The organism is Geobacillus sp. CCR (assembly GCF_052906625.1).
Genome location: NZ_JBREBQ010000001.1, coordinates 78,076 through 97,116 on the forward strand (window position 1 = coordinate 78,076; position 19,041 = coordinate 97,116).

At 53.7% G+C, this 19,041-nt stretch carries 17 protein-coding genes and 1 pseudogene; all 18 read right to left on the bottom strand.

What is annotated here, in order from left to right:
• Window positions 1–19: 19 nt before the first annotated feature.
• A pseudogene (locus ACVBDQ_RS00510) lies at window positions 20–307 on the bottom strand (recombinase RecA); the annotation flags it as partial.
• 178 nt (window positions 308–485) lie between these two features.
• Window positions 486–1,730 (bottom strand): competence/damage-inducible protein A, encoded by a 1,245-nt coding sequence (locus ACVBDQ_RS00515; protein ID WP_011230794.1) that lies wholly within the window; start codon window positions 1,728–1,730, stop codon window positions 486–488.
• 27 nt (window positions 1,731–1,757) lie between these two features.
• The gene (gene pgsA, locus ACVBDQ_RS00520; protein WP_011230793.1) at window positions 1,758–2,336 is read right to left on the bottom strand and encodes a CDP-diacylglycerol--glycerol-3-phosphate 3-phosphatidyltransferase; all 579 of its coding nucleotides are present in this window, start codon (window positions 2,334–2,336) and stop codon (window positions 1,758–1,760) included.
• A gap of 80 nt (window positions 2,337–2,416) precedes the next feature.
• Complete coding sequence (locus tag ACVBDQ_RS00525) at window positions 2,417–3,310, bottom strand: helix-turn-helix domain-containing protein (protein WP_011230792.1); 894 nt, start codon at window positions 3,308–3,310, stop codon at window positions 2,417–2,419.
• Between the two features lie 26 nt (window positions 3,311–3,336).
• Window positions 3,337–4,128 (bottom strand): DUF3388 domain-containing protein, encoded by a 792-nt coding sequence (locus ACVBDQ_RS00530; RefSeq protein WP_011230791.1) that lies wholly within the window; start codon window positions 4,126–4,128, stop codon window positions 3,337–3,339.
• A 131-nt stretch (window positions 4,129–4,259) separates the two neighbouring features.
• Complete coding sequence (locus tag ACVBDQ_RS00535) at window positions 4,260–4,508, bottom strand: DUF3243 domain-containing protein (protein ID WP_011230790.1); 249 nt, start codon at window positions 4,506–4,508, stop codon at window positions 4,260–4,262.
• Between the two features lie 62 nt (window positions 4,509–4,570).
• A complete protein-coding gene (gene ymfI, locus ACVBDQ_RS00540; protein ID WP_021322287.1) occupies window positions 4,571–5,287 on the bottom strand; it encodes an elongation factor P 5-aminopentanone reductase in 717 nt (238 codons plus the stop codon).
• Between the two features lie 54 nt (window positions 5,288–5,341).
• The gene (gene yfmH / locus ACVBDQ_RS00545) at window positions 5,342–6,631 is read right to left on the bottom strand and encodes an EF-P 5-aminopentanol modification-associated protein YfmH (protein WP_011230788.1); all 1,290 of its coding nucleotides are present in this window, start codon (window positions 6,629–6,631) and stop codon (window positions 5,342–5,344) included.
• Window positions 6,612–7,907 (bottom strand): EF-P 5-aminopentanol modification-associated protein YfmF, encoded by a 1,296-nt coding sequence (yfmF, locus tag ACVBDQ_RS00550; RefSeq protein ID WP_044736890.1) that lies wholly within the window; start codon window positions 7,905–7,907, stop codon window positions 6,612–6,614. Before yfmF ends, yfmH begins: the two co-directional genes overlap by 20 nt.
• Window positions 7,908–8,061: 154 nt before the next feature.
• Window positions 8,062–9,021, bottom strand: coding sequence for an ABC transporter permease (locus tag ACVBDQ_RS00555; protein ID WP_011230786.1), 960 nt, complete (start codon window positions 9,019–9,021; stop codon window positions 8,062–8,064).
• Window positions 9,022–10,068: an ABC transporter permease gene (locus ACVBDQ_RS00560; protein WP_013145711.1), complete on the bottom strand. Its 1,047-nt coding sequence runs from the start codon at window positions 10,066–10,068 to the stop codon at window positions 9,022–9,024. It lies immediately after the preceding gene.
• Window positions 10,068–11,594 (bottom strand): ABC transporter ATP-binding protein, encoded by a 1,527-nt coding sequence (locus ACVBDQ_RS00565; protein WP_011230784.1) that lies wholly within the window; start codon window positions 11,592–11,594, stop codon window positions 10,068–10,070. Before ACVBDQ_RS00565 ends, ACVBDQ_RS00560 begins: the two co-directional genes overlap by 1 nt.
• Window positions 11,595–11,721: 127 nt before the next feature.
• Window positions 11,722–12,813 (bottom strand): BMP family lipoprotein, encoded by a 1,092-nt coding sequence (locus ACVBDQ_RS00570; RefSeq protein ID WP_014195487.1) that lies wholly within the window; start codon window positions 12,811–12,813, stop codon window positions 11,722–11,724.
• An 88-nt stretch (window positions 12,814–12,901) separates the two neighbouring features.
• Window positions 12,902–13,633, bottom strand: a complete 732-nt coding sequence (locus ACVBDQ_RS00575; protein WP_011230782.1) for a GntR family transcriptional regulator — start codon at window positions 13,631–13,633, stop codon at window positions 12,902–12,904.
• A 209-nt stretch (window positions 13,634–13,842) separates the two neighbouring features.
• Window positions 13,843–16,173: an FtsK/SpoIIIE family DNA translocase gene (locus ACVBDQ_RS00580; RefSeq protein ID WP_011230781.1), complete on the bottom strand. Its 2,331-nt coding sequence runs from the start codon at window positions 16,171–16,173 to the stop codon at window positions 13,843–13,845.
• 108 nt (window positions 16,174–16,281) lie between these two features.
• Window positions 16,282–16,506, bottom strand: a complete 225-nt coding sequence (locus tag ACVBDQ_RS00585; RefSeq protein WP_011230780.1) for a YlzJ-like family protein — start codon at window positions 16,504–16,506, stop codon at window positions 16,282–16,284.
• Window positions 16,503–17,243, bottom strand: a complete 741-nt coding sequence (locus ACVBDQ_RS00590; protein ID WP_011230779.1) for a ClpP family protease — start codon at window positions 17,241–17,243, stop codon at window positions 16,503–16,505. Before ACVBDQ_RS00590 ends, ACVBDQ_RS00585 begins: the two co-directional genes overlap by 4 nt.
• 119 nt (window positions 17,244–17,362) lie before the next feature.
• Entirely contained in the window at window positions 17,363–19,033 is a 1,671-nt protein-coding gene (locus ACVBDQ_RS00595) for a ribonuclease J (protein ID WP_011230778.1), read from the bottom strand.
• Between the last annotated feature and the right edge of the window lie 8 nt (window positions 19,034–19,041).

Below are 19,041 nucleotides of genomic sequence, written 5' to 3' on the forward strand. Positions count from 1 at the left end.
GTCAGCAACAGGTCGCACCGTGCTCTGCGTCGATGAAAGCTGCTTGCCCGCCCCGCTTTTGCACTTCCGCGATCGCGTGAAGGGCAACGGTCGTTTTCCCGGACGATTCCGGGCCGTAAATTTCCACAATCCGCCCGCGCGGATAGCCGCCGACTCCTAACGCGATGTCGAGCGCCAGCGAACCGCTCGGCACGACCGACACTTTGCGGTCGACTTGCTCGCCGAGCTTCATGATGGCCCCCTTGCCAAACTGTCGTTCAATTTGTTTTAATGCCTGCTCCAATGCAGCTTGACGATCTTGGTTCACTAACCTACTCCTCCTTATTCTAGGACTACTTATACTATACCGCGTTTTGCGGCCATTGCCAAGCAAAAAAACGAACGTCCATTCGTTTTTTCGGTGGAGAAACTAGCAACAATCGCCATACTCATGCGGTGGAAAAAACGATGTGCGGTGGAGAATGTTCAAGGAAGGGGGCGGCCGATCAGCAGTCGGCCGCGAGCATCTCAAGCAGAAAAAAACAGCCGTATTTGGCGGTGCGGATGCGAATGGCATCACGCGTGCCGGACAGCATCAGACGGTGGACAGTCGCATCGCGCCCGCGGACGGCGATGCCGATATACACGGTGCCGGGCGGGTGGCCCTCAAGCGGATCGGGTCCGGCGACGCCGGTGAAGCTGATGCCGATATCCGCATCGCACATCGCGCGGACGTTTTCAGCAAGCAAACGGGCGCACGGCTCGCTCACCGCCCCTTCTGCCTCAAGCAGCGGGCGCGGTATGCCAAGCACCTGTTCTTTGACGCCGTTTGTGTAGCAGACGACACCGCCCTGCACGACTTGCGACGCGCCGGGGAGGGCGGTGAGCTGTTCGAGGAAAAGGCCGCCGGTCAAACTTTCGGCCGACGCGATCGTCCATCCTCTTTCTTTTAACCGCTCGAGCGTCTTTGTAAACAACGTTTCATCGTTATATCCGTAGCAGTGGCGGCCGACACGCGCCAAAATGGCCGATTCCACTTCGTCAAGAAGCCGCTTCGCCTCCGCCTCATCCTGATGCTTCGCTGTCAGACGAAGCGTCACTTCACCGTCGCCGGCCAGCGGCGCGATCGTCGGATTCGACTGGGCGTCGATCAAATCCGCAATCGCCGTCTCGAGCGCTGATTCACCGATGCCAAAAAAGCGGAGCACGCGCGACTCGATGCGCTCGGAAAGCGAAAACGTACGGCGCAAAAAGGCGTTTCCGTATTTTTTGAACATCGGCCGCATTTCTTTCGGCGGCCCGGGCAGCAGCATGTACGTAATGCCGTCTGCCACAAGCGCCATCCCTGGCGCCATGCCGTGCTCGTTTTTCAGCACCGTCGATCCTTCCAAGACGAGCGCCTGCTTTTTATTGTTTTCTGTCATCGGCCGGTTTGTGCGGGCAAAATACACCTCAATCGCTCGGAGCGCTTCCTCGTCGATCACGAGCCGGCGGCCAAGCAAACGGGCGATCGTCTCCTTCGTCAAATCGTCTTTCGTCGGGCCGAGGCCGCCGGTGAAAATGATGAGGTTCGCTCTCGTTTGCGCCGTTTTCACCGCCTGCTCAAGGCGGCCGGCGTTGTCGCCGACGACGGTATGGAAATAGACGTTAATGCCAAGCATCGCCAGCTGCTGCGACAAAAACTGGGCGTTCGTATTGGCGATTTGCCCAAGCAACAGCTCAGAGCCAACGGCAATGATCTCCGCGTTCAACAGACTTTTCTCCCCCTTTGTGGCCGGCTATTTCGAATGGGAAAACGCATGTCTGTTTTTCGCAAAATAATCCCAGCCAGACCAAATCGTGAAAATGACCGCCACCCACAGCGCCAATTCAGCGAACGGAAACGAAATGAGCGAGAATGGGAAGTTATGTAACAATAAAGCGGAAATGGCGACAATTTGCGTCCATGTCTTGATTTTGCCAAGCATGTTGGCAGCGACGACTTCCCCCTCGCCGGCAAGCACGAGCCGCAAGCCGGTGACGGCAAACTCGCGGCTGATGATGACAATCACCATCCACGCCGGAACGGCCCCGAGCTCGACAAGCACGATAAGCGCCGCCGACACAAGCAATTTATCGGCAAGCGGATCTAAAAATTTTCCTAAATTCGTCACCAACCCGTATTTGCGGGCATAGTAGCCATCGATCCAGTCCGTCGCTGAGGCGATGATGAAAATGAGCGCGCCGGCAAGATGGGCAACCGGAAGCTCTGTCCCGCCGATTTGGATGCTTCCCCACCCGAACGGAACGAGCATCACGATCAAGAAAAACGGGATGAGCATAATGCGCGCTACCGTAATTTTATTCGGCAAGTTCACCACAAATACCTCCGCTCATTCAACATAGTTCAGTCCGTGCGAAAAGCAGGCGCCTTCCTGCGGAAAAGCGCCCTGTTCCATCATTTCTTCAACACGAAATGCAGCTTTTGGTATACTTCCTCTTTCGGGGCAAACGGATAGGCAAACGGCTGGCCGTTTACCTTCATGTCGACGTCCAGCGTACGCCCGATTTTCACCCATACTTCGCTTTCGGCCGACAGATCGAACGTTTTCGTCTGCCCGCTTGTCAAGTTGCCGCGGTAAAACGTATGGCCTTTCGTATTGTATACTTCGACCCATGACGTTCCTTTGGATGAAAGCTCGATGGAAAACGCGCCGGAGCTGGCGACTTCAATCGTCGCCGTGTTGCCGCGCTTTTCCGTCACATTCATCGCCGCAGCCGGCTGTTCTTCTTCGCCAGTCGGCGCTGGCTGTTCATTTTGCTGTCCGTTTTCATTCGTTGCCTTCTCGTCCGTTTCCTTCGCCGACTGCTTTTGTTTCGCCTGCTCAAGCGGCGAATGTTTCGGCTTTTCGACCTCCGCTGTTTTTGGGCTTGTCTTTGTCGGCGGCTCATTTGCGGCGCCGTGCTGGAGCAGCACCCAAACGAGGACAGCCGCCCCGATGACGACCGCCGCGACAATCACTTTCGGCAGCCAATCGAGCCATTTCGCCCCCTCGGCAGACAGTTGCTGGCGCGTCTTCACGCGCGACAGCGTCTGCGGAATGTCATCTTGATAAGACTGGGGAATGTCCTGTTTATACTGTTCAAACAGCTCATCCGGATCAAGTCCGACCGCTTCAGCATATTGCCGGATGAAGGCACGCACATAAAAATTTCCAGGCATGATGGCATAGTTGCCTTCTTCGATGCCGATCAAATACCGCTTTTGAATTTTCGTCATCTCCTGCAACTCGTCCAAACTCATATTTTTTTCTTCCCGTGCTTCCCGCAAACGTTTTCCTAGTTCCGTCAACGGCCAACACCTTCCACTTTTTTAAATTAAAACCCAAATTCGGAAAATCCGTCATCGCCCAACAATGACGGGCGGTCAATCGCTTCGTAGGAAATATCTTCGTCCGGTTCATGGCGCAGCTCAATAATATAATCAAAATCATCGAGCGTGTATTCCGTATGGCGAACAAACATGTCCGGATGCTCGACGACTTTCGTCGCCTCAAGGCGCATGAGCTCACGGATGAGCTGCCAGTGCTGCTCGTTCCCGCGGCGCGTTGAGACGATGCCGTCGATAATGAAAATGTTGTCCTCGCTATACTCATCTTCCATCAACTGCGTGCGAACCGTCTGTTTAATCAGCGTCGATGAAACAAACAGCCATCGTTTGTTGGCGCACACGCTGGCGGCGACGATCGACTCTGTCTTGCCGACGCGCGGCATCCCGCGGATGCCGATGAGCTTATGCCCTTTTTCTTTAAAAAGTTCCGCCATAAAATCGACAAGCAGTCCAAGTTCATCACGGACGAAGCGGAACGTTTTTTTGTCATCGGCATCGCGCTGGATATAACGGCCGTGGCGGACGGCGAGGCGGTCGAGCAGCTTCGGCTGGCGCAGCTTCGTCACCGTAATGTTGTCCATCGTCCGCAAGATCGTCGCCAACCGTTCAATTTGCTCGTTATTGTCGCACAAAAGCAACATGCCGCGGCGCGAATCCCGGACACCGTTGATCGTCACGATGTTAATGGACAACATACCGAGCAGCGAAGCAACGTCGCCGAGCAACCCCGGGCGGTTGACATGAATTTCATATTCCAAATACCATTCCTGCTTGCCCATCCCGTCTCCTCCCTTGCCGGTGTCCGCACGAACGCCTTATGCTAAGTTCATACTACTATAATTATAAATGGAAAAGCAACCGAAAAGGAGGAAGAAAAAAGAGAGGGAGGCCCCTCTCTTTTACCGGGTGATTATTTTTGTTGGACCAGCTTGACCATCATGTTGGCAAGGGCGTGCTGCTCTTTTTCATCCGCAACGCTCCAAAGATCAGCGAGCACCCGTTCTTCTGGGTTTTTCGGGTCGACGTGTTTCGCCAAATAATCCCCGATTTGGTAAGCGACATCTGTGATCACTTGCTGAGTCAATCCTTGCTGTTGCGCTTGTTCTAAACGTTCCGCCAAAAAGTCTTTCCATTGTTCAAAGTTATCCAGTACCGACATGTCAATCCCTCCTTGTTGAATGTTTCAAGGATAGTTTGCCTGCCGAACCGGAAAATATACGTTCAACAATACCAGCCGCCGTTGACGGAAATGACTTGGCCGGTGATATACGAAGCGGCATCAGACAGCAAAAACGCCACCGTTTCCGCCACCTCATCCGGGGTGCCGAGCCGGCCGGCTGGAATTTCGTCAGTGAGCGCTTCCAGCTCCTCAGGACGAAACACCCGCAGCATATCGGTATCAATCGCCCCCGGTGCAACAGCGTTGACGCGAATGCCGCTTGGGGCAAGCTCCTTGGCCAGCGCCTTGGCAAACGCGTTCTGCCCTCCCTTTGTCATCGAGTACACCGCCTCGCATGAAGCGCCGCACAATCCCCAAATCGAGGAAATGAACACAATATGACCGCGCTTTCTCGCCACCATTGATGGGGTCAGCCTTTTGATGAGCAACGCCGGGCTTGTCATGTGAAGCCGCACCATCCGCTCGATTAATTCATCGTTCATGTCGGTCAACAACCCGTAATAGCTTGCACCGCTGTTGTAAACGATGGCATCAACCGGGCGATCGATTTGCGAAACGAGCTTTTCCACCCCATCCAGTGCCGACAAATCGGCCTCAATCGGCACAATATGCACATCGTTAAGCTCTTCTTTCAGCGCTTCAACAGGCGCCCGTCGCCGATAGTAATGAAGAAAAAGTCCGTATCCCTCCCGAGCGAGCACACGGGCGATGCTTTGTCCGATGCCTCCAGAGGCTCCCGTGATCAAGGCGTAGCGCATGAAACCATCCTCTCCTTTTTGCCGCAAAAAAGCATCCTTCTCAGGAAGGATGCCTTATTGCCCTTTTGGAACGACTTCGCAAACCGCGATTTGCGAATCGCGGAAGCAAGAAGAGGCAACCGCCGCGATATCGTCCATGGCAAGGGATGAAAGCGCCGGCAAAATGTCAAACAAGTTGGATCCGTAAAACGCGTAGCGCGTAAACTGGTTGGCGATGTATTCCGGCGAGTTGAGCGCGCGCAAAAAGGCGCCGATTTTTTTCTTTTTCACCCGTTCAAATTCTTCCTTTTTTATAGTCTCCGCGGCAAACGACAGCAGCACCGTTTGAATTTCCGAAGCGAGCCGTTCAGCGTCCCTTGTATCGCCGCCGATCAACGCGAAGCCGAACCCGCGCTCTTCTGTATAATCGTACATAAATGTATCATCGATCAATCCTTCGCGGTACAGCCGTTCATAATGCGGCGAGCTTTTTCCAAACAAATAGTCCAATGCGACGTGGAAGGCAAGCTCATGCCGAAGTTTTTGTTCGCCGGCTTCAGGAACGGACGGCGCTTTGATGCCGACAAAGCATTTGTTCGTCTGCACATGCATCGGAATCACTTTTTTCTTTTCCGCTACTGCGCTCGGTTCTTCATACGCAAACCGCTTCACTTCCGGGGCTTGCGGGAACGACTTTTTCGCCTGGTTGTCGCGGATTTGCTGCATGATTTTTTGTTCATCGACCGGGCCGACGACAAACAAAAGCATGTTGCTCGGGTGGTAAAACGTTTCGTAGCACTCATACAGCAACTCTTTCGTAATTTGGGCGATCGATTCAACTGTGCCGGCGATGTCGATTTTGACCGGATGGTTGTGATACATGCTTTCGATGGCGCCGAAATAGACGCGCCAGTCTGGGTTGTCGTCGTACATCCGGATTTCCTGGCCGATGATCCCTTTTTCTTTTTCCACTGTCTTGTCGGAAAAGTACGGGCTTTGCACAAAATCGATCAACGTTTCCAAGTTTTTCTCGACGTTGTCGGTGCTTGAGAACAAATAGGCGGTGCGGGTGAACGTCGTAAAGGCGTTCGCCGAGGCGCCTTGTTTGCTGAACTGCTGAAACACGTCGCCGTCTTCTTTTTCAAACAGCTTATGCTCCAAAAAATGGGCGATGCCGTCCGGAACGCGCTTCATCTCCGTTTTACCGAGCGGGACGAACTGGTTGTCGACCGAACCGTAGTTCGTGGTGAATGTCGCATACGTTTTGTTGAATCCTTTTTTCGGCAAAATGTATACGTCAAGGCCGTTGTCCATTTTTTCATAAAACAGCTCTTCGTGCAACGTCTCATACACCCGTTTTTCCATCTTCCGTCGCCTCCATTCCGGTCAAAAAGTACACCGTATCAAGCTCCACCTTGTCAGCGGCGCGCACCACATCCTCGCGCGTCACTTGATCGGTGCCGGCAATCCATTCATCGATCGGGCGCTTTCGCGTTGAGACGACGTTATGGTACAACACCTCCACAAGCCCGCGCGGCGTATCGAGCGTCTCAAGCAGCTGGTTGCGGATGACCGCTTTCGTCTGCGCCATTTCTTCATCTGTGAAATCGCCGTTTTTCATCGCCTGCATTTGCTCATCGATGATGCGGCGCGCCTTCTCATAGTTGGCCGGTTCAATGCCGGACATGACCATAAGCAGCCCTTTATGGCTCTCAAGCCTTGAGGCGGCATAATAGGCAAGGCTTGCCTTCTCGCGGACGTTGATGAACAGCTTCGAATGGGAAAAACCGCCAAAAATGCCGTTAAACAGCTGCAAGGCGTAATAATCGTCATCCTCATACGTCACATTTGTCCGATAGCCGATGTTGAGCTTTCCTTGCTTCACGTCTTGCCGCTCGATGACTTCGCGAACTTCCCCTTGCGGCTTGACAGAAACCGACGATGCGCGCTCCCGCTTTGGACGATCCGGCAAAGAGAAGCGCTGCTTCACCGCTGTGAGCACCGCCTCTTCAGCCACGTCGCCAATGACATATAGATCCAGCTCATCCTCGGCCAGCGCTCGTTCATAATAGCGATACAGCCCTTCCGCCGTGATGCCGTCCACGTCTTCAAGCTCGCCGTTTGGCGAGAGGGCGTACGGTTCGCCTTTGCACATTTCTTCTACAAGGCGCATGTTCGCATAGCGCATTTTGTCATCATACACCGCCTGAATGCGTTGACGGAGCGCCCGCTTTTCCTGCTCGACAATGTCGGTGACAAACCGCCCGCCATCAAGAGCCGGGCGGAACAGAAGATCGGCCAAGAGCTGAAGCGCTTTCGAAAGCAACGGCGTTTGCTCCGGCAAAAATCGTTCATTGGCGACATCGATGCGAATCGTCATGATATGATGTTCGCCTTTTTTCGTTAAATCGACGTTCAGCGTCGCCCCATACAGTTCATCCAAATAGGTGCGCAGCGCCTTAACGCTCGGATAGTCGGCCGTGCCGCTTTGCAAGACGTATGGCAAAAGCGCGCGCAGCGTGACCGTTTCTTTAGCAAGAGGGGCCTTCATTTTCCAAACGATCGTGTTCGTTTTGTACTTATCGGTCGAAATCGTATGGACGCGAACCGGTCCGACCGCTGTGACTTTTTCGTCGACCAATCCAACTCCTCCTTACTTTTTCTCTTTGCAGATATGCACTATCTTTAATTTATTGTAAAGCGTCTTATCAACAATATACCTTTTGCCAATAGAAAAATGCAAATCATTCCATTCAGCAAAAAACGGCCGTCCGTTTTTCGGACAGCCGCTTTCATTACCGTTTTCCTTTGATGTATGGCGTGCCAGCCGCTTTCGGCGCCTCAGCGCGGCCGATGAAGCCCGCCAGCGCCAAAATCGTGAGTGCATACGGGGCGATGAGCAAGTAAACGGTCGGGACGTTTTTCAAGAACGGAATCGTTTGCCCGACGATGCTTAAGCTTTGCGCCAACCCGAAAAAGAGCGCCGCCCCCATCGCGCCGATCGGATGCCACTTGCCGAAAATCATCGCCGCAAGCGCCATAAATCCGTGCCCGGAAATCGTCGCATGGCTGAAATCGCGGGAAATGATCGTCGCGTATACCGCACCGCCCAAGCCGCCGAGCGCGCCGCTGATCATGACAGCGATGTAGCGCATTTTGGCGACATGAATCCCCATCGTATCCGCCGCCATCGGATGTTCGCCGACCGCACGCAGCCGCAGGCCAAACGGCGTTTTGTAAATGACATACCATGATACAAACGCCAGCGCAATGGCGATATATGACGGCGCGTACGCGTTAGAAAACAACAGCGGCCCGATGACGGGAATGTCGCTTAACACTGGCACGTCAATTTTGTCAAACCCAACTTGAATTTGGTCCGTCTGCCCCTTGCCGTACATTTTCTTCACTAAAAACAGCGACAGACCAAGCGCCAAAAAGTTGATCGCCACCCCGCTTACGACTTGGTCGGCGCGAAATGTGACCGACGCGACAGCGTGCAGCAGGGAAAATACAGCGCCGACCACCATGGCAGCCAATAAGGCAAGCCACGGCGTCCATTCGCCAAACCGATCGGCAAACGTCAAATTAAAGACGATGCCGACAAACGCGCCGATGGTCATCAATCCTTCAAGCCCGATGTTGACGACGCCGGACCGTTCGCTAAACACGCCGCCAAGGGCGGTGAAAATGAGAGGAGCCGCAAAGAAAATCGTCGTCGGGACAATCGTTTGCAAGACGTCATACACGCTCACTTACTCCGCCCCCTTTTGCCAACGAGATAACAGCCAGCGGATCATGTAGCTGGATGCAACAAAGAAAATGATGAGCGCGATAATAATATCGACGAGTTCGGTCGGCACGCCGGCGCTTGACGGCATTTCCAACGCCCCGACTTTTAAGGCGCCAAACAACAAGGCGGAGAGCAAAATGCCAAACGCGTTGTTTCCTCCGATCAAGGCAACCGCGATGCCATCAAATCCAAGGCCGGTAAAGCCGGCTTTCGTCGAGATGTTTCCAAATGTGCCAAGCCCCTCCATCGCCCCGGCGACGCCGGCAAAAGCGCCGGAGATGACCATCGCTAAAATGATGTTGGCGCGCACATTCATGCCCGCGTACTGTGACGCATGCTGATTGAAACCGACCGCCCGCAGCTCAAACCCTTTCGTCGTCCGCTCAAGCAAAAACCACATGACAAATGCGGCGGCGACAGCGATGAAAATGCCGTAATGCATGGTGGAATGATGCGTAATGGCATCAAAAAAGTCGGAGTGAAGCGATGCGCTTTCTTTCACCGGCTTTGATTTAAATCCCTCATCAGACAAAACGGAACGGATGATGGCGTTCGTTACATGCAAAGCAATATAGTTCATCATGATCGTAATAATGACTTCGTGCACTTTTAAATACGCCTTCAGCACACCCGGAATCAAGCCCCATAGCGCCCCGGCCAACGCGGCGGCCAACAAGGCAAGCGGCAAATGGATGATTTTGGGCAAATCAAAGGACACCCCGACCCAGACGGCAGCGAGCCAGCCGACGATCAGCTGCCCTTCAACCCCGATGTTAAACAAGCCGGTGCGAAAGGCAAACGCCACCGCCAAGCCCGTTAAAATGTATGGCGTCGTCTGGCGGATCGTTTCGCCGATATAGTACGTATCGCCAAACGCCCCGTACACGAGAGCGCCAAAGCCGGCGATCGGGTTGTAGCCGCTTGCAAGCATCACGATCGAACCGGCGATCATGCCAAGAAGAACGGCCAACAATGGTATCAAAAATTGCTGGAGACGATTCGACTTCATCACGACACACCTGCTTCCTTCCGTTTGCTTCCAGCCATCAACAGCCCGAGCTCCTGTTCGGTTGTTTCTTTCGGATCAACGATGGCGACGATGTTTCCTTCATAAATGACAGCGATCCGGTCGCTGACGTTCATCACTTCGTCAAGCTCAAACGAGACGAGCAGCACCGCTTTCCCGCGGTCTCGCTGTTCAATGAGCCGCTTATGAATAAATTCGATCGCTCCAACATCAAGCCCCCTCGTCGGCTGGGCGGCGATCAACAAGTCCGGGTCGCGGTCGACTTCACGGCCGATGATCGCTTTTTGCTGGTTTCCGCCCGATAGCGCCCGCGCCTTCGTATATTCATCCGGCGTGCGCACGTCAAATTCGCGGATGAGCTGGCGCGCTTTTTCGTAAATGGCTTGAAAATTCAACAGACCCCGTTTCGAGTACGGCGGCTGATAGTACGTTTGCAGCACCATGTTTTCGCCGATCGGAAAGTCAAGGACAAGCCCGTGCTTATGCCGATCTTGCGGAATATGGCCGACGCCGGCTTCGATGATTTTACGCGGCGGCAAATTCGTAATGTCTCGGCCGTTGAGGCGGATTGTCCCTGATTCAGCTTTGATCAAGCCGGTTATGGCTTCAATGAGCTCGGTCTGGCCGTTGCCGTCGACTCCAGCAATGCCGACGATCTCGCCGGCGTGCACCGTCAAGTTCAAACCGTTGACCGCTTTGATCCCGCGCGCGTCCTTGACGACTAAGTCTTTAATTTCCAACACCGGTTTTCCCGGCTCAGCCGGTTTCTTAGCGGTCGTAAACTGCACCTCGCGGCCGACCATGAGCGCCGCCAGTTCGTTCGGATTCGTCTCCGCCACATTGAGCGTCGCAATTCCTTTGCCGCGGCGGATGACGGTGACGCGGTCGCACACTTCCATAATTTCTTTGAGTTTGTGCGTAATTAAAATGATGGATTTTCCTTCGCGGACGAGCGTGCGCATAATTTGCATGAGCTCGCGAATTTCCTGCGGCGTCAACACCGCTGTCGGTTCGTCAAAAATCAAAATATCGGCGCCGCGGTAAAGCGTCTTTAAAATTTCCACGCGCTGCTGCATGCCGACGGAAATGTCGGCGATCTTCGCTGTCGGATCGACCGCGAGTCCATATCGTTCCGACAATTCGCGCACTTCCCGCTCCGCCCGCTTCATATCGATCGTTCCGGCCCGCGTCGGCTCGCTGCCTAAGATGATGTTTTCCGTCACGGTGAACGTATCGACGAGCATAAAGTGCTGATGCACCATGCCGATGCCAAGATCATTGGCGACGTTTGGGTCGGTGATGCGCACCGGCTTTCCTTTCACGCGGATTTCGCCGCCGTCCGGCTGGTATAAACCGAACAGCACGTTCATGAGCGTCGATTTGCCGGCCCCGTTTTCGCCAAGCAGAGCGTGTATCTCCCCCTTTTTCACTTGCAGCGTAATGTTGTCATTGGCGACAAACGTGCCAAACACCTTGCGGATATTGAGCATTTCAATCACGTATTCCAAGCGATTCACTCCTTACTCAAGCAAGGTCAAAATCACAAAATGAAAGGCGACAGCGAAACAGCCGCCCTTCATTTCATGATTTTGAAGAAGGCTAGCGGCGCGCACTAGCCTTCTTGGCCTTTGTTCGTCACTTGATCGTCGCAGCGAATTGCTCGTACTCTTTCCGGTTTGTCGGAACTTTCACTTCGCCTTTGATGATTTTTTGCTTCCATTCGTCAACTGTTTTTAACACGTTCTCCGGAATGTTGTCTTGCGTCGGGGCAATGCCAACCCCATTTTCCGGCAACCCGTACTCAATCGTTTTGCCGCCCGGGAAGTCGCCCTCTTTCGCCCGTTTCGCCGTGTCATAGACAGCGACATCGACGCGTTTCACCATCGAAGTGAGCGTTACGTTGTACGTTTTGCCGCCGACTTTCACTTCTCCCTCCGGCGCTTGGTCTTTGTCAACACCGATGACCCAAATTTCGCGGTTCGGATCTTTCTTCTTCAAATCTTTCGCTTCCGAGAAGACGCCGTTCCCAGTCGCGCCCGCTGCATGGTAGATGATGTCGATGCCAGATGCGTACATGCTCGAGGCGATCGCTTTCCCTTTATCCGCTTGGTCGAACGCCCCGGCGTATTGCACTTCCACAGTCGCCTTCGGATTGACCGCTTTCACGCCGGCGCGGAATCCGCTTTCGAATTTTTCGATCAACGGAATCTCCATCCCACCGACAAAGCCGATTTTATTCGTTTTCGTCATTAGCCCGGCGACAACACCGACAAGGAACGAGCCTTCATGCTCCTTGAACGTGATGCTGGCGACATTTGGCTCGTCAACAACAGTGTCGACGATGGCGAAATGTTTTTTCGGGTTTTGCTTAGCGACTTCTTTCACCGCGTCGCCCATCAAATACCCGATGCCGAAAATCAAGTCAAAGTCGCTGCGCACAAGCTTGTTTAAGTTCGTGGCATAGTCAGCGTCGCTCGATGACTGCAAGTAGTCGTAACCGCCGCGGCCTTTTTCAAGCCCGTTGTCTTTGCCGAACTTTTGCAGCCCTTCCCAAGCCGACTGGTTGAACGATTTGTCGTCAATGCCGCCGACATCGGTGACCATGGCGACACTGAACGTATCTTTCTGATTGCCGCCTCCCGCATTGTTGCCGGCTTGTCCGCAGGCGCTAAGCAGCGTGCCGGCGGCAAACAGGACGGACAACACCAATCCGATTCGCTTTTTCACATTCACTACCCCCTGGCTTGAAAATTTGTTCTTTAATTAGTTAGTATAAAGCTTCCGCTCTCTTTCTATGTACCCATTTTCACCCCCCTTAAAAGCTGAACCGCTTCCGCATGACATGGAAGCTGAACTTGTCGGAGCGGAAGTAGTTGACGGAATAAAAAATCGGCTCATCGTTTTTATCGAAATGCATTTGCTTGAGCACAAGCAGCGCCGTTTCCGGGTCGCATTGCAAAATCGGCGACACTTTTTCATGATAGCCGAGCGGCACGATGCGCGCGACCGCATAGGCGATATCACGATGCGTTTGGTTGTGCAAGTTTTCAAACAGCGACTCCTGTTCATAGGAGATGCCCTTTGGCAAATATTTGCATAAAATTTTATCCAAGCAATAAACGACCGGCTCCCCATCGGCGGTGCGCACCCGCTCGATGAGCAACAAATTCTCGTCCGGCCGGCATTGGAAGCGGCGCATATCGTCTTCCGTCGGCTGTTGGATGGAGGAAGACAAAAAAATCGTTCCTGGCTTGCGCCCCGCTTGACGAATCATATCCGTGACGCTTGAGAGCTGCTCGATGCCGGACGTAAACAGCGGACGGGCGTTGACAAACGTTCCGACGCCGTGGCGGCGGATGATAATGTTTTCTTCTTCCAGCACCCGCAGCGCTTCCCTCAATGTCGCCCGGCTGACGCCAAGCTGTTTGGCGAGTTCAAACTCGGACGGCAGTTTTTGCTTTTCTTTGTACACTCCCGTTTCAATATCGCGCTTGATGCGATCAATCACTTGCAAGTAAAGGTGGCGGCTGTCTGATTTGATTGACATGACAACGTCCTCCGTGTTACGCATTTCCGTTGAGATCAGACCTCTGACATTAGACATATAACCTTTTTGAGATTACTATATCATTTTTTACTGGGCAAATAAATAGGTGATATCAAATTTTGTCGAAGAAAAAGAAATAGGATTGGCAACGCTTCCAATAAGATGTATGATTGAGCGGGCAGGCTTTTTTCGCCCGCCCTTTTTCCCATTTATGATGTCTTTTTTAAATCTTCCTTCGACCAAAGAACGGCGCGCGGCTTGCTTCCTTCATACGGGCCGACGACGCCGCGTTCCTCCATGGCATCAATGAGCCGAGCGGCGCGATTGTAACCGATGCGGAAGCGGCGTTGCAGCATCGAGACGGAGGCGCTTTGCATTTCAACGACAAGACGGACCGCCTCATCGTACAACTCGTCTTCAAGGGCTGAGGAAGAGGGTTCGCTGTCTTCGACGAACATCTCCTCATAATATTGCGCCTGCTGCTGTCCGATGACAAACCGAACGACTTCTTCCACCTCTTGGTCGGAGACAAACGCCCCTTGGACGCGCACTGGTTTTGAGGCCCCCATCGGCAAAAACAGCATATCGCCGCGGCCGAGCAGTTTTTCCGCCCCGCCCATATCCAAAATGGTGCGCGAGTCGATTTGCGATGATACACTGAAGGCGATGCGCGACGGAATGTTCGCTTTGATGACGCCGGTGATGACGTCCACCGACGGGCGCTGGGTGGCGATGATCAAATGGATGCCAGCGGCGCGCGCCATTTGCGCCAAACGGGTGATCGCCTCTTCCACATCCGAGGAAGCCACCATCATCAAGTCGGCCAATTCGTCGATGATCACGACGATGTATGGCAAAAGCGGCTGCTGTTCCGACGCCGTTTCGTTATGGTGGCGGATATGCTCGTTATATCCTTCAATGTTGCGCGTGCCGGTATGCGAGAACAGCTCGTAGCGCCGCTCCATTTCTTGGACGACTTTTTTCAGCGCCTGGGCCGCTTTTTTCGCGTCGGTGACGACCGGTGTCAACAAATGAGGAACACCGTTGTACACACTTAACTCCACCATTTTCGGATCGATCATCATCAGCTTCACCTCATGCGGCTTCGTGCGCATGAGCAGGCTGACGATAATGCCGTTGATGCAGACGCTTTTGCCGCTGCCGGTCGCGCCGGCGATCAACAAATGCGGCATTTTGTTTAGTTCCGCAGCGACGACTTCACCGGAGATGTCGCGCCCAAGCGGAATCAAAAGCTTCGCCTTGTCCCGTGTATGCTCAATGGCTTCCAGCACTTCGCGCAGCGAAACAGTGGCGATCTCTTCATTTGGCACTTCGATGCCGATCGCGGACTTGCCGGGGATCGGTGCTTCAATGCGGATGTCTTTCGCCGCCAAAGCGAGCGCCAAATCGTCGCTTAAACTGACAATTTTGCTCACTTTCACCCCGACGTCCGGATACACTTCATATTTCGTCACCGCCGGACCGAGGTGCACTTGCGTCACTTTCGCCTTGACGCCGAAGCTTTGGAACGTTTTCTCCAGTTTTCGCGCGTTGGCGTAAATGTTCGCATGATCGGCCGATTGCCCGGCCGGCTTCGGCAGGCGAAGCAAATCAAGCGGCGGCAGGTCGTAATTGGTGTTTTCATGCTCGGAAAACGCAAGCGGCGGCGCCGGTTTGTCCTCCTCCCCCCCACTGTCGCCTTCCACCAGTGGATTCTTCTCTTCTTCCGGCTCAGCGGCCGACCGGACCGCGGCAAAATCGGAAATGATCGGCGGCGGGGAAAGCAGTTCCTCATCCGGCTCGACGCTGCTTGCTTCAGCCGGCTCGTCTTCCCGCTTTGCGGCCGCCCGCCGCGAGCGTCGGCTTCGGCCGCCGCTTTCCTTGCGCTTCCTCCCCGCCCGCCATTGCTTTATATCTTCGACAAACGCCAACCATTCTTTTCGCACAAACGCTGCGGCAAAAGCAACCCATTTGCCGGCCGTCTCGCGCAGCGATTTCCCGGTCAGCACGACAAAGCCGACGATGAACAGAAGGAAACAAATCCATTTCGTCCCGGGCGAATCGAACAGCTGGTAGCTGGCGGCAAATAACAGGGCGCCGACCATTCCGCCCCCTAAATCCACATCGGCCGCCTTGCCGCTTGCTTCGTTCCAAAACAGCCCCCACGTCGTCCGAATGATGCTCGGATCAAGCTCGCCGCGCCGCGACATGAGTTCAAACAGCTTGTCATGGCTCAAAAGCAGAAGCGCCGCGGCGATGGACGAAGCGCCGACAAACGGGCGGCCCGTCCATGACGGCCACTCCCGCCGCCACATGACGATGAGCGATAATAGGAAAAGTCCGCCTACTAATAGCATGTACCATTCGCCGAAAAAAAAGCGACCCACAAGCACGAGCGTCTCCCCGACAAGCCCGAGGCGGGCCATCGCAACGACAGCGACCGCGAGCAAGCCAAGTCCGATCAATTCAAAGCGGATTGTTTCCGTCCATGGCTGTGTTTTTGACGGCTTCCCTTTTCTTCTTCGCTTTCGTTTCGCCATGATCGTTCACTCCAGCATGAATGAATTGGCAAGCCGGAAAAAAGCAGCCAACAATGGCTGCTTTTTTCCGTTTGTTTACTATTATATCATGAACGGCTGAACAATTCATTACGATGTTGCCGCAGAAGCCGGAAATCTCGCCCCAGGCGCATATTTGGCGTTTAAAAAATGGAACGGATTCGTGCTTAAGTTTTGCACGATTTCATATTCTCCCGTTTCTACAGATTGGACGAGAAACGGAATGCCATCGTAATACACCATTTTCCGCTTCTCATAAACAGCGGCATCGACCGGAAAAATCAAATGTTCGGGCATGATCGTATACAAAATCATTGGACCATCTTCCCTTCCCCGTTTTTCCTCATCGCGATCAGCTCGCGCAGCTTCGCCATCGCTTGGGACACGCCCCCGACTTCATCGATGAGCCCGTACCGGACGGCGTCAGGCCCAACGACGTTCGTGCCGATGTCGCGCGTCAAATTGCCTTTGGAAAACATGAGCTCTTTAAACTTTTCCTCGCTGATCTTCGAATGTTTCGTCACGAAGCGGACGACGCGCTCCTGCATTTTATCCAAGTACTCAAACGTCTGCGGCACGCCGATGACAAGCCCCGTCAAACGGATCGGATGAATCGTCATCGTCGCCGTCTCGGTGATGAACGAATAGTTGCACGACACAGCGATCGGCACGCCGATCGAATGGCCGCCGCCAAGCACAACGGAAACAGTCGGTTTCGAGAGCGAGGCGAGCATTTCGGCAATGGCGAGCCCTGCTTCCACATCGCCGCCGACCGTATTTAAAATGACGAGCAGCCCCTCAATTTTCGGGTTTTGCTCGATGGCCACAATCTGTGGAATGACGTGCTCGTATTTCGTCGCCTTATTTTGCGGAGGCAGCTGAATATGCCCTTCAATCTGTCCGACAATCGTCAAACAATGAATGTTCGTATCGGGATCCATTTGCGGGACGTTCGTCTGCCCAAGCTGGGTGATGGCCGCAGTCGCTTCCTCGGCCTTTGTTTCCGGCTGTTCGCCCTCGGTTTCCGCTTGAAAATAACGTTCCTTCTCCATCCATTTCTCGTCTCCTTTCTTGTCGATCATACGCTTAGTATGGCCGAAAGAAAAAAGAAAAATGCCGGCAACGGCTGACCGTTCCCGGCATTTTCCAGTTGACTTTGAGCATGATTGCATTATACTTCCATAATAATAGGCAAAATCATTGGTCTGCGCTTCGTTTTTTCAAATAAAAACTGACTTAACGCTTCACGGATGTTCGCTTTCAACGACGACCATTCAAGCATGTACGATTCAAGGCAGCGCTCGATGATTGCCGCCACCATTTTCTCTGCTTCCTCAAGCAGTGTCTCAGACTCGCGCATGTAGACGAACCCCCGCGAAATGATTTCCGGGCCGGCGGCGATCGTTTTCGCTTCTTTATTCAGCGTGACGACGGCGATCAAAATGCCGTCCTGGGACAATAAGCGGCGGTCACGCAACACAATGTTGCCGACATCGCCAATGCCGAGGCCATCAATTAAAATATTGCCGTACGGCACTTTGCCGCCGGGGCGGGCGGCACCGCCGCGGAACTCGATCACTTCACCTTTGTCGATTAAAAACGTCCGCTCCTCCGAGATGCCGACCGCCTTCGCCAACCGGGCGTGCGCTTTTTGCATCCGATATTCCCCATGCACCGGAATAAAGTATTTTGGCTTCATTAAATTGAGCATCAACTTTAATTCTTCTTGGCAACCGTGCCCAGATACGTGCACTTGCCGGTCGCGGTAAATCACGTTGGCGCCGGCCCGATACAAGGCGTCAATCGTTTTCGCGAACCCAAGCTCATAGCCCGGCATGACGGATGCGGCGACGATGACGGTATCCCCTTCTTTGATGTTCACTTGTTTGTTCGCTTGACGCGCCATGCGCCAAAGCGCGCTCATCGGCTCGCCATGCCCGCCGGTTGTCAAAATGACGAGCTCGCGGTCATTGTAGCGATCGATATCGTGCGCAGAAATCGTCACCTTGTCTGGAACATGCAAATAGCCAAGGCGCACGGCGATGTCCATTACTTTATGCAGCGTTTTGCCGATGACTGCCACTTTACGCCCGGATTGGTGGGCGGCGTACAGCACTTGCTGGATGCGGGTGATGTTGGAAGCGTAGCAGGCAACAAACACGCGTCCTTTCGCATGGCCGATCACGTCAGCGATCTCATAGGCGACTACCGTATCGGAGCCGCTGTAGCCGGGGCGTTCGGCGTTTGTGCTGTCCGACAAAAGACACAGCACCCCTTCTTCGCCGATTTGCGCCATTTTCCCTAAGTCGGTGCGGTTGTTGCCGTACGGGGTTTGGTCAAATTTAAAATCGCTCGTGTACACGATCGCACCTTGCGATGTATGCAGACTGATGCCGATCGAATCGGGGATGCTGTGGATCGTGCGGAAAAACGTCACTTTCGCCTTGTCAAACACGAGCTCCGCATCCGGATGAACTTCATTGAGCTTCGCGCCCGACACCCCTTGTTCTTTTAACAGCGCCTCCGCCAACCCGAGCGTCAGCTTCGTTCCGTATACCGGCACAGACAGCTGCTTGAGCACGTAGGCGATCGCCCCCATATGCTCCTCGTGCCCGTGGGTGAGAAAAATTGCCTGAATGCGATGCTGCCGTTCAATCAAATATGTGATGTCCGGGATCACTTTGTCGATGCCGAGCATTTCGTCTTCCGGAAACATCACCCCGGCGTCGATGACAAAAATGTCCTCGTCCAATTCGACAACATACATGTTTTTGCCGATTTCTCCGACTCCCCCAAGGGCAAAAATGCGTATTTTCTCTACCGGCTTTATTTTCGATTTCAAGGCTGCGT

Coding starts and splice junctions, on each gene's coding strand:
- ACVBDQ_RS00530 (WP_011230791.1), bottom strand. CDS start 4,128: ATGGGCAAGCAGGAATGGTATTTGGAATATGAAATTCATGTCAACCGC.
- ACVBDQ_RS00535 (WP_011230790.1), bottom strand. CDS start 4,508: ATGTCGGTACTGGATAACTTTGAACAATGGAAAGACTTTTTGGCGGAA.
- ymfI (WP_021322287.1), bottom strand. CDS start 5,287: ATGCGCTACGCCTTGATCACGGGAGCCTCTGGAGGCATCGGACAAAGC.
- yfmH (WP_011230788.1), bottom strand. CDS start 6,631: ATGGAAAAACGGGTGTATGAGACGTTGCACGAAGAGCTGTTTTATGAA.
- ACVBDQ_RS00560 (WP_013145711.1), bottom strand. CDS start 10,068: ATGAAGTCGAATCGTCTCCAGCAATTTTTGATACCATTGTTGGCCGTT.
- ACVBDQ_RS00575 (WP_011230782.1), bottom strand. CDS start 13,633: ATGTCAATCAAATCAGACAGCCGCCACCTTTACTTGCAAGTGATTGAT.
- ACVBDQ_RS00580 (WP_011230781.1), bottom strand. CDS start 16,173: ATGGCGAAACGAAAGCGAAGAAGAAAAGGGAAGCCGTCAAAAACACAG.
- ACVBDQ_RS00585 (WP_011230780.1), bottom strand. CDS start 16,506: ATGATTTTGTATACGATCATGCCCGAACATTTGATTTTTCCGGTCGAT.
- ACVBDQ_RS00590 (WP_011230779.1), bottom strand. CDS start 17,243: ATGGAGAAGGAACGTTATTTTCAAGCGGAAACCGAGGGCGAACAGCCG.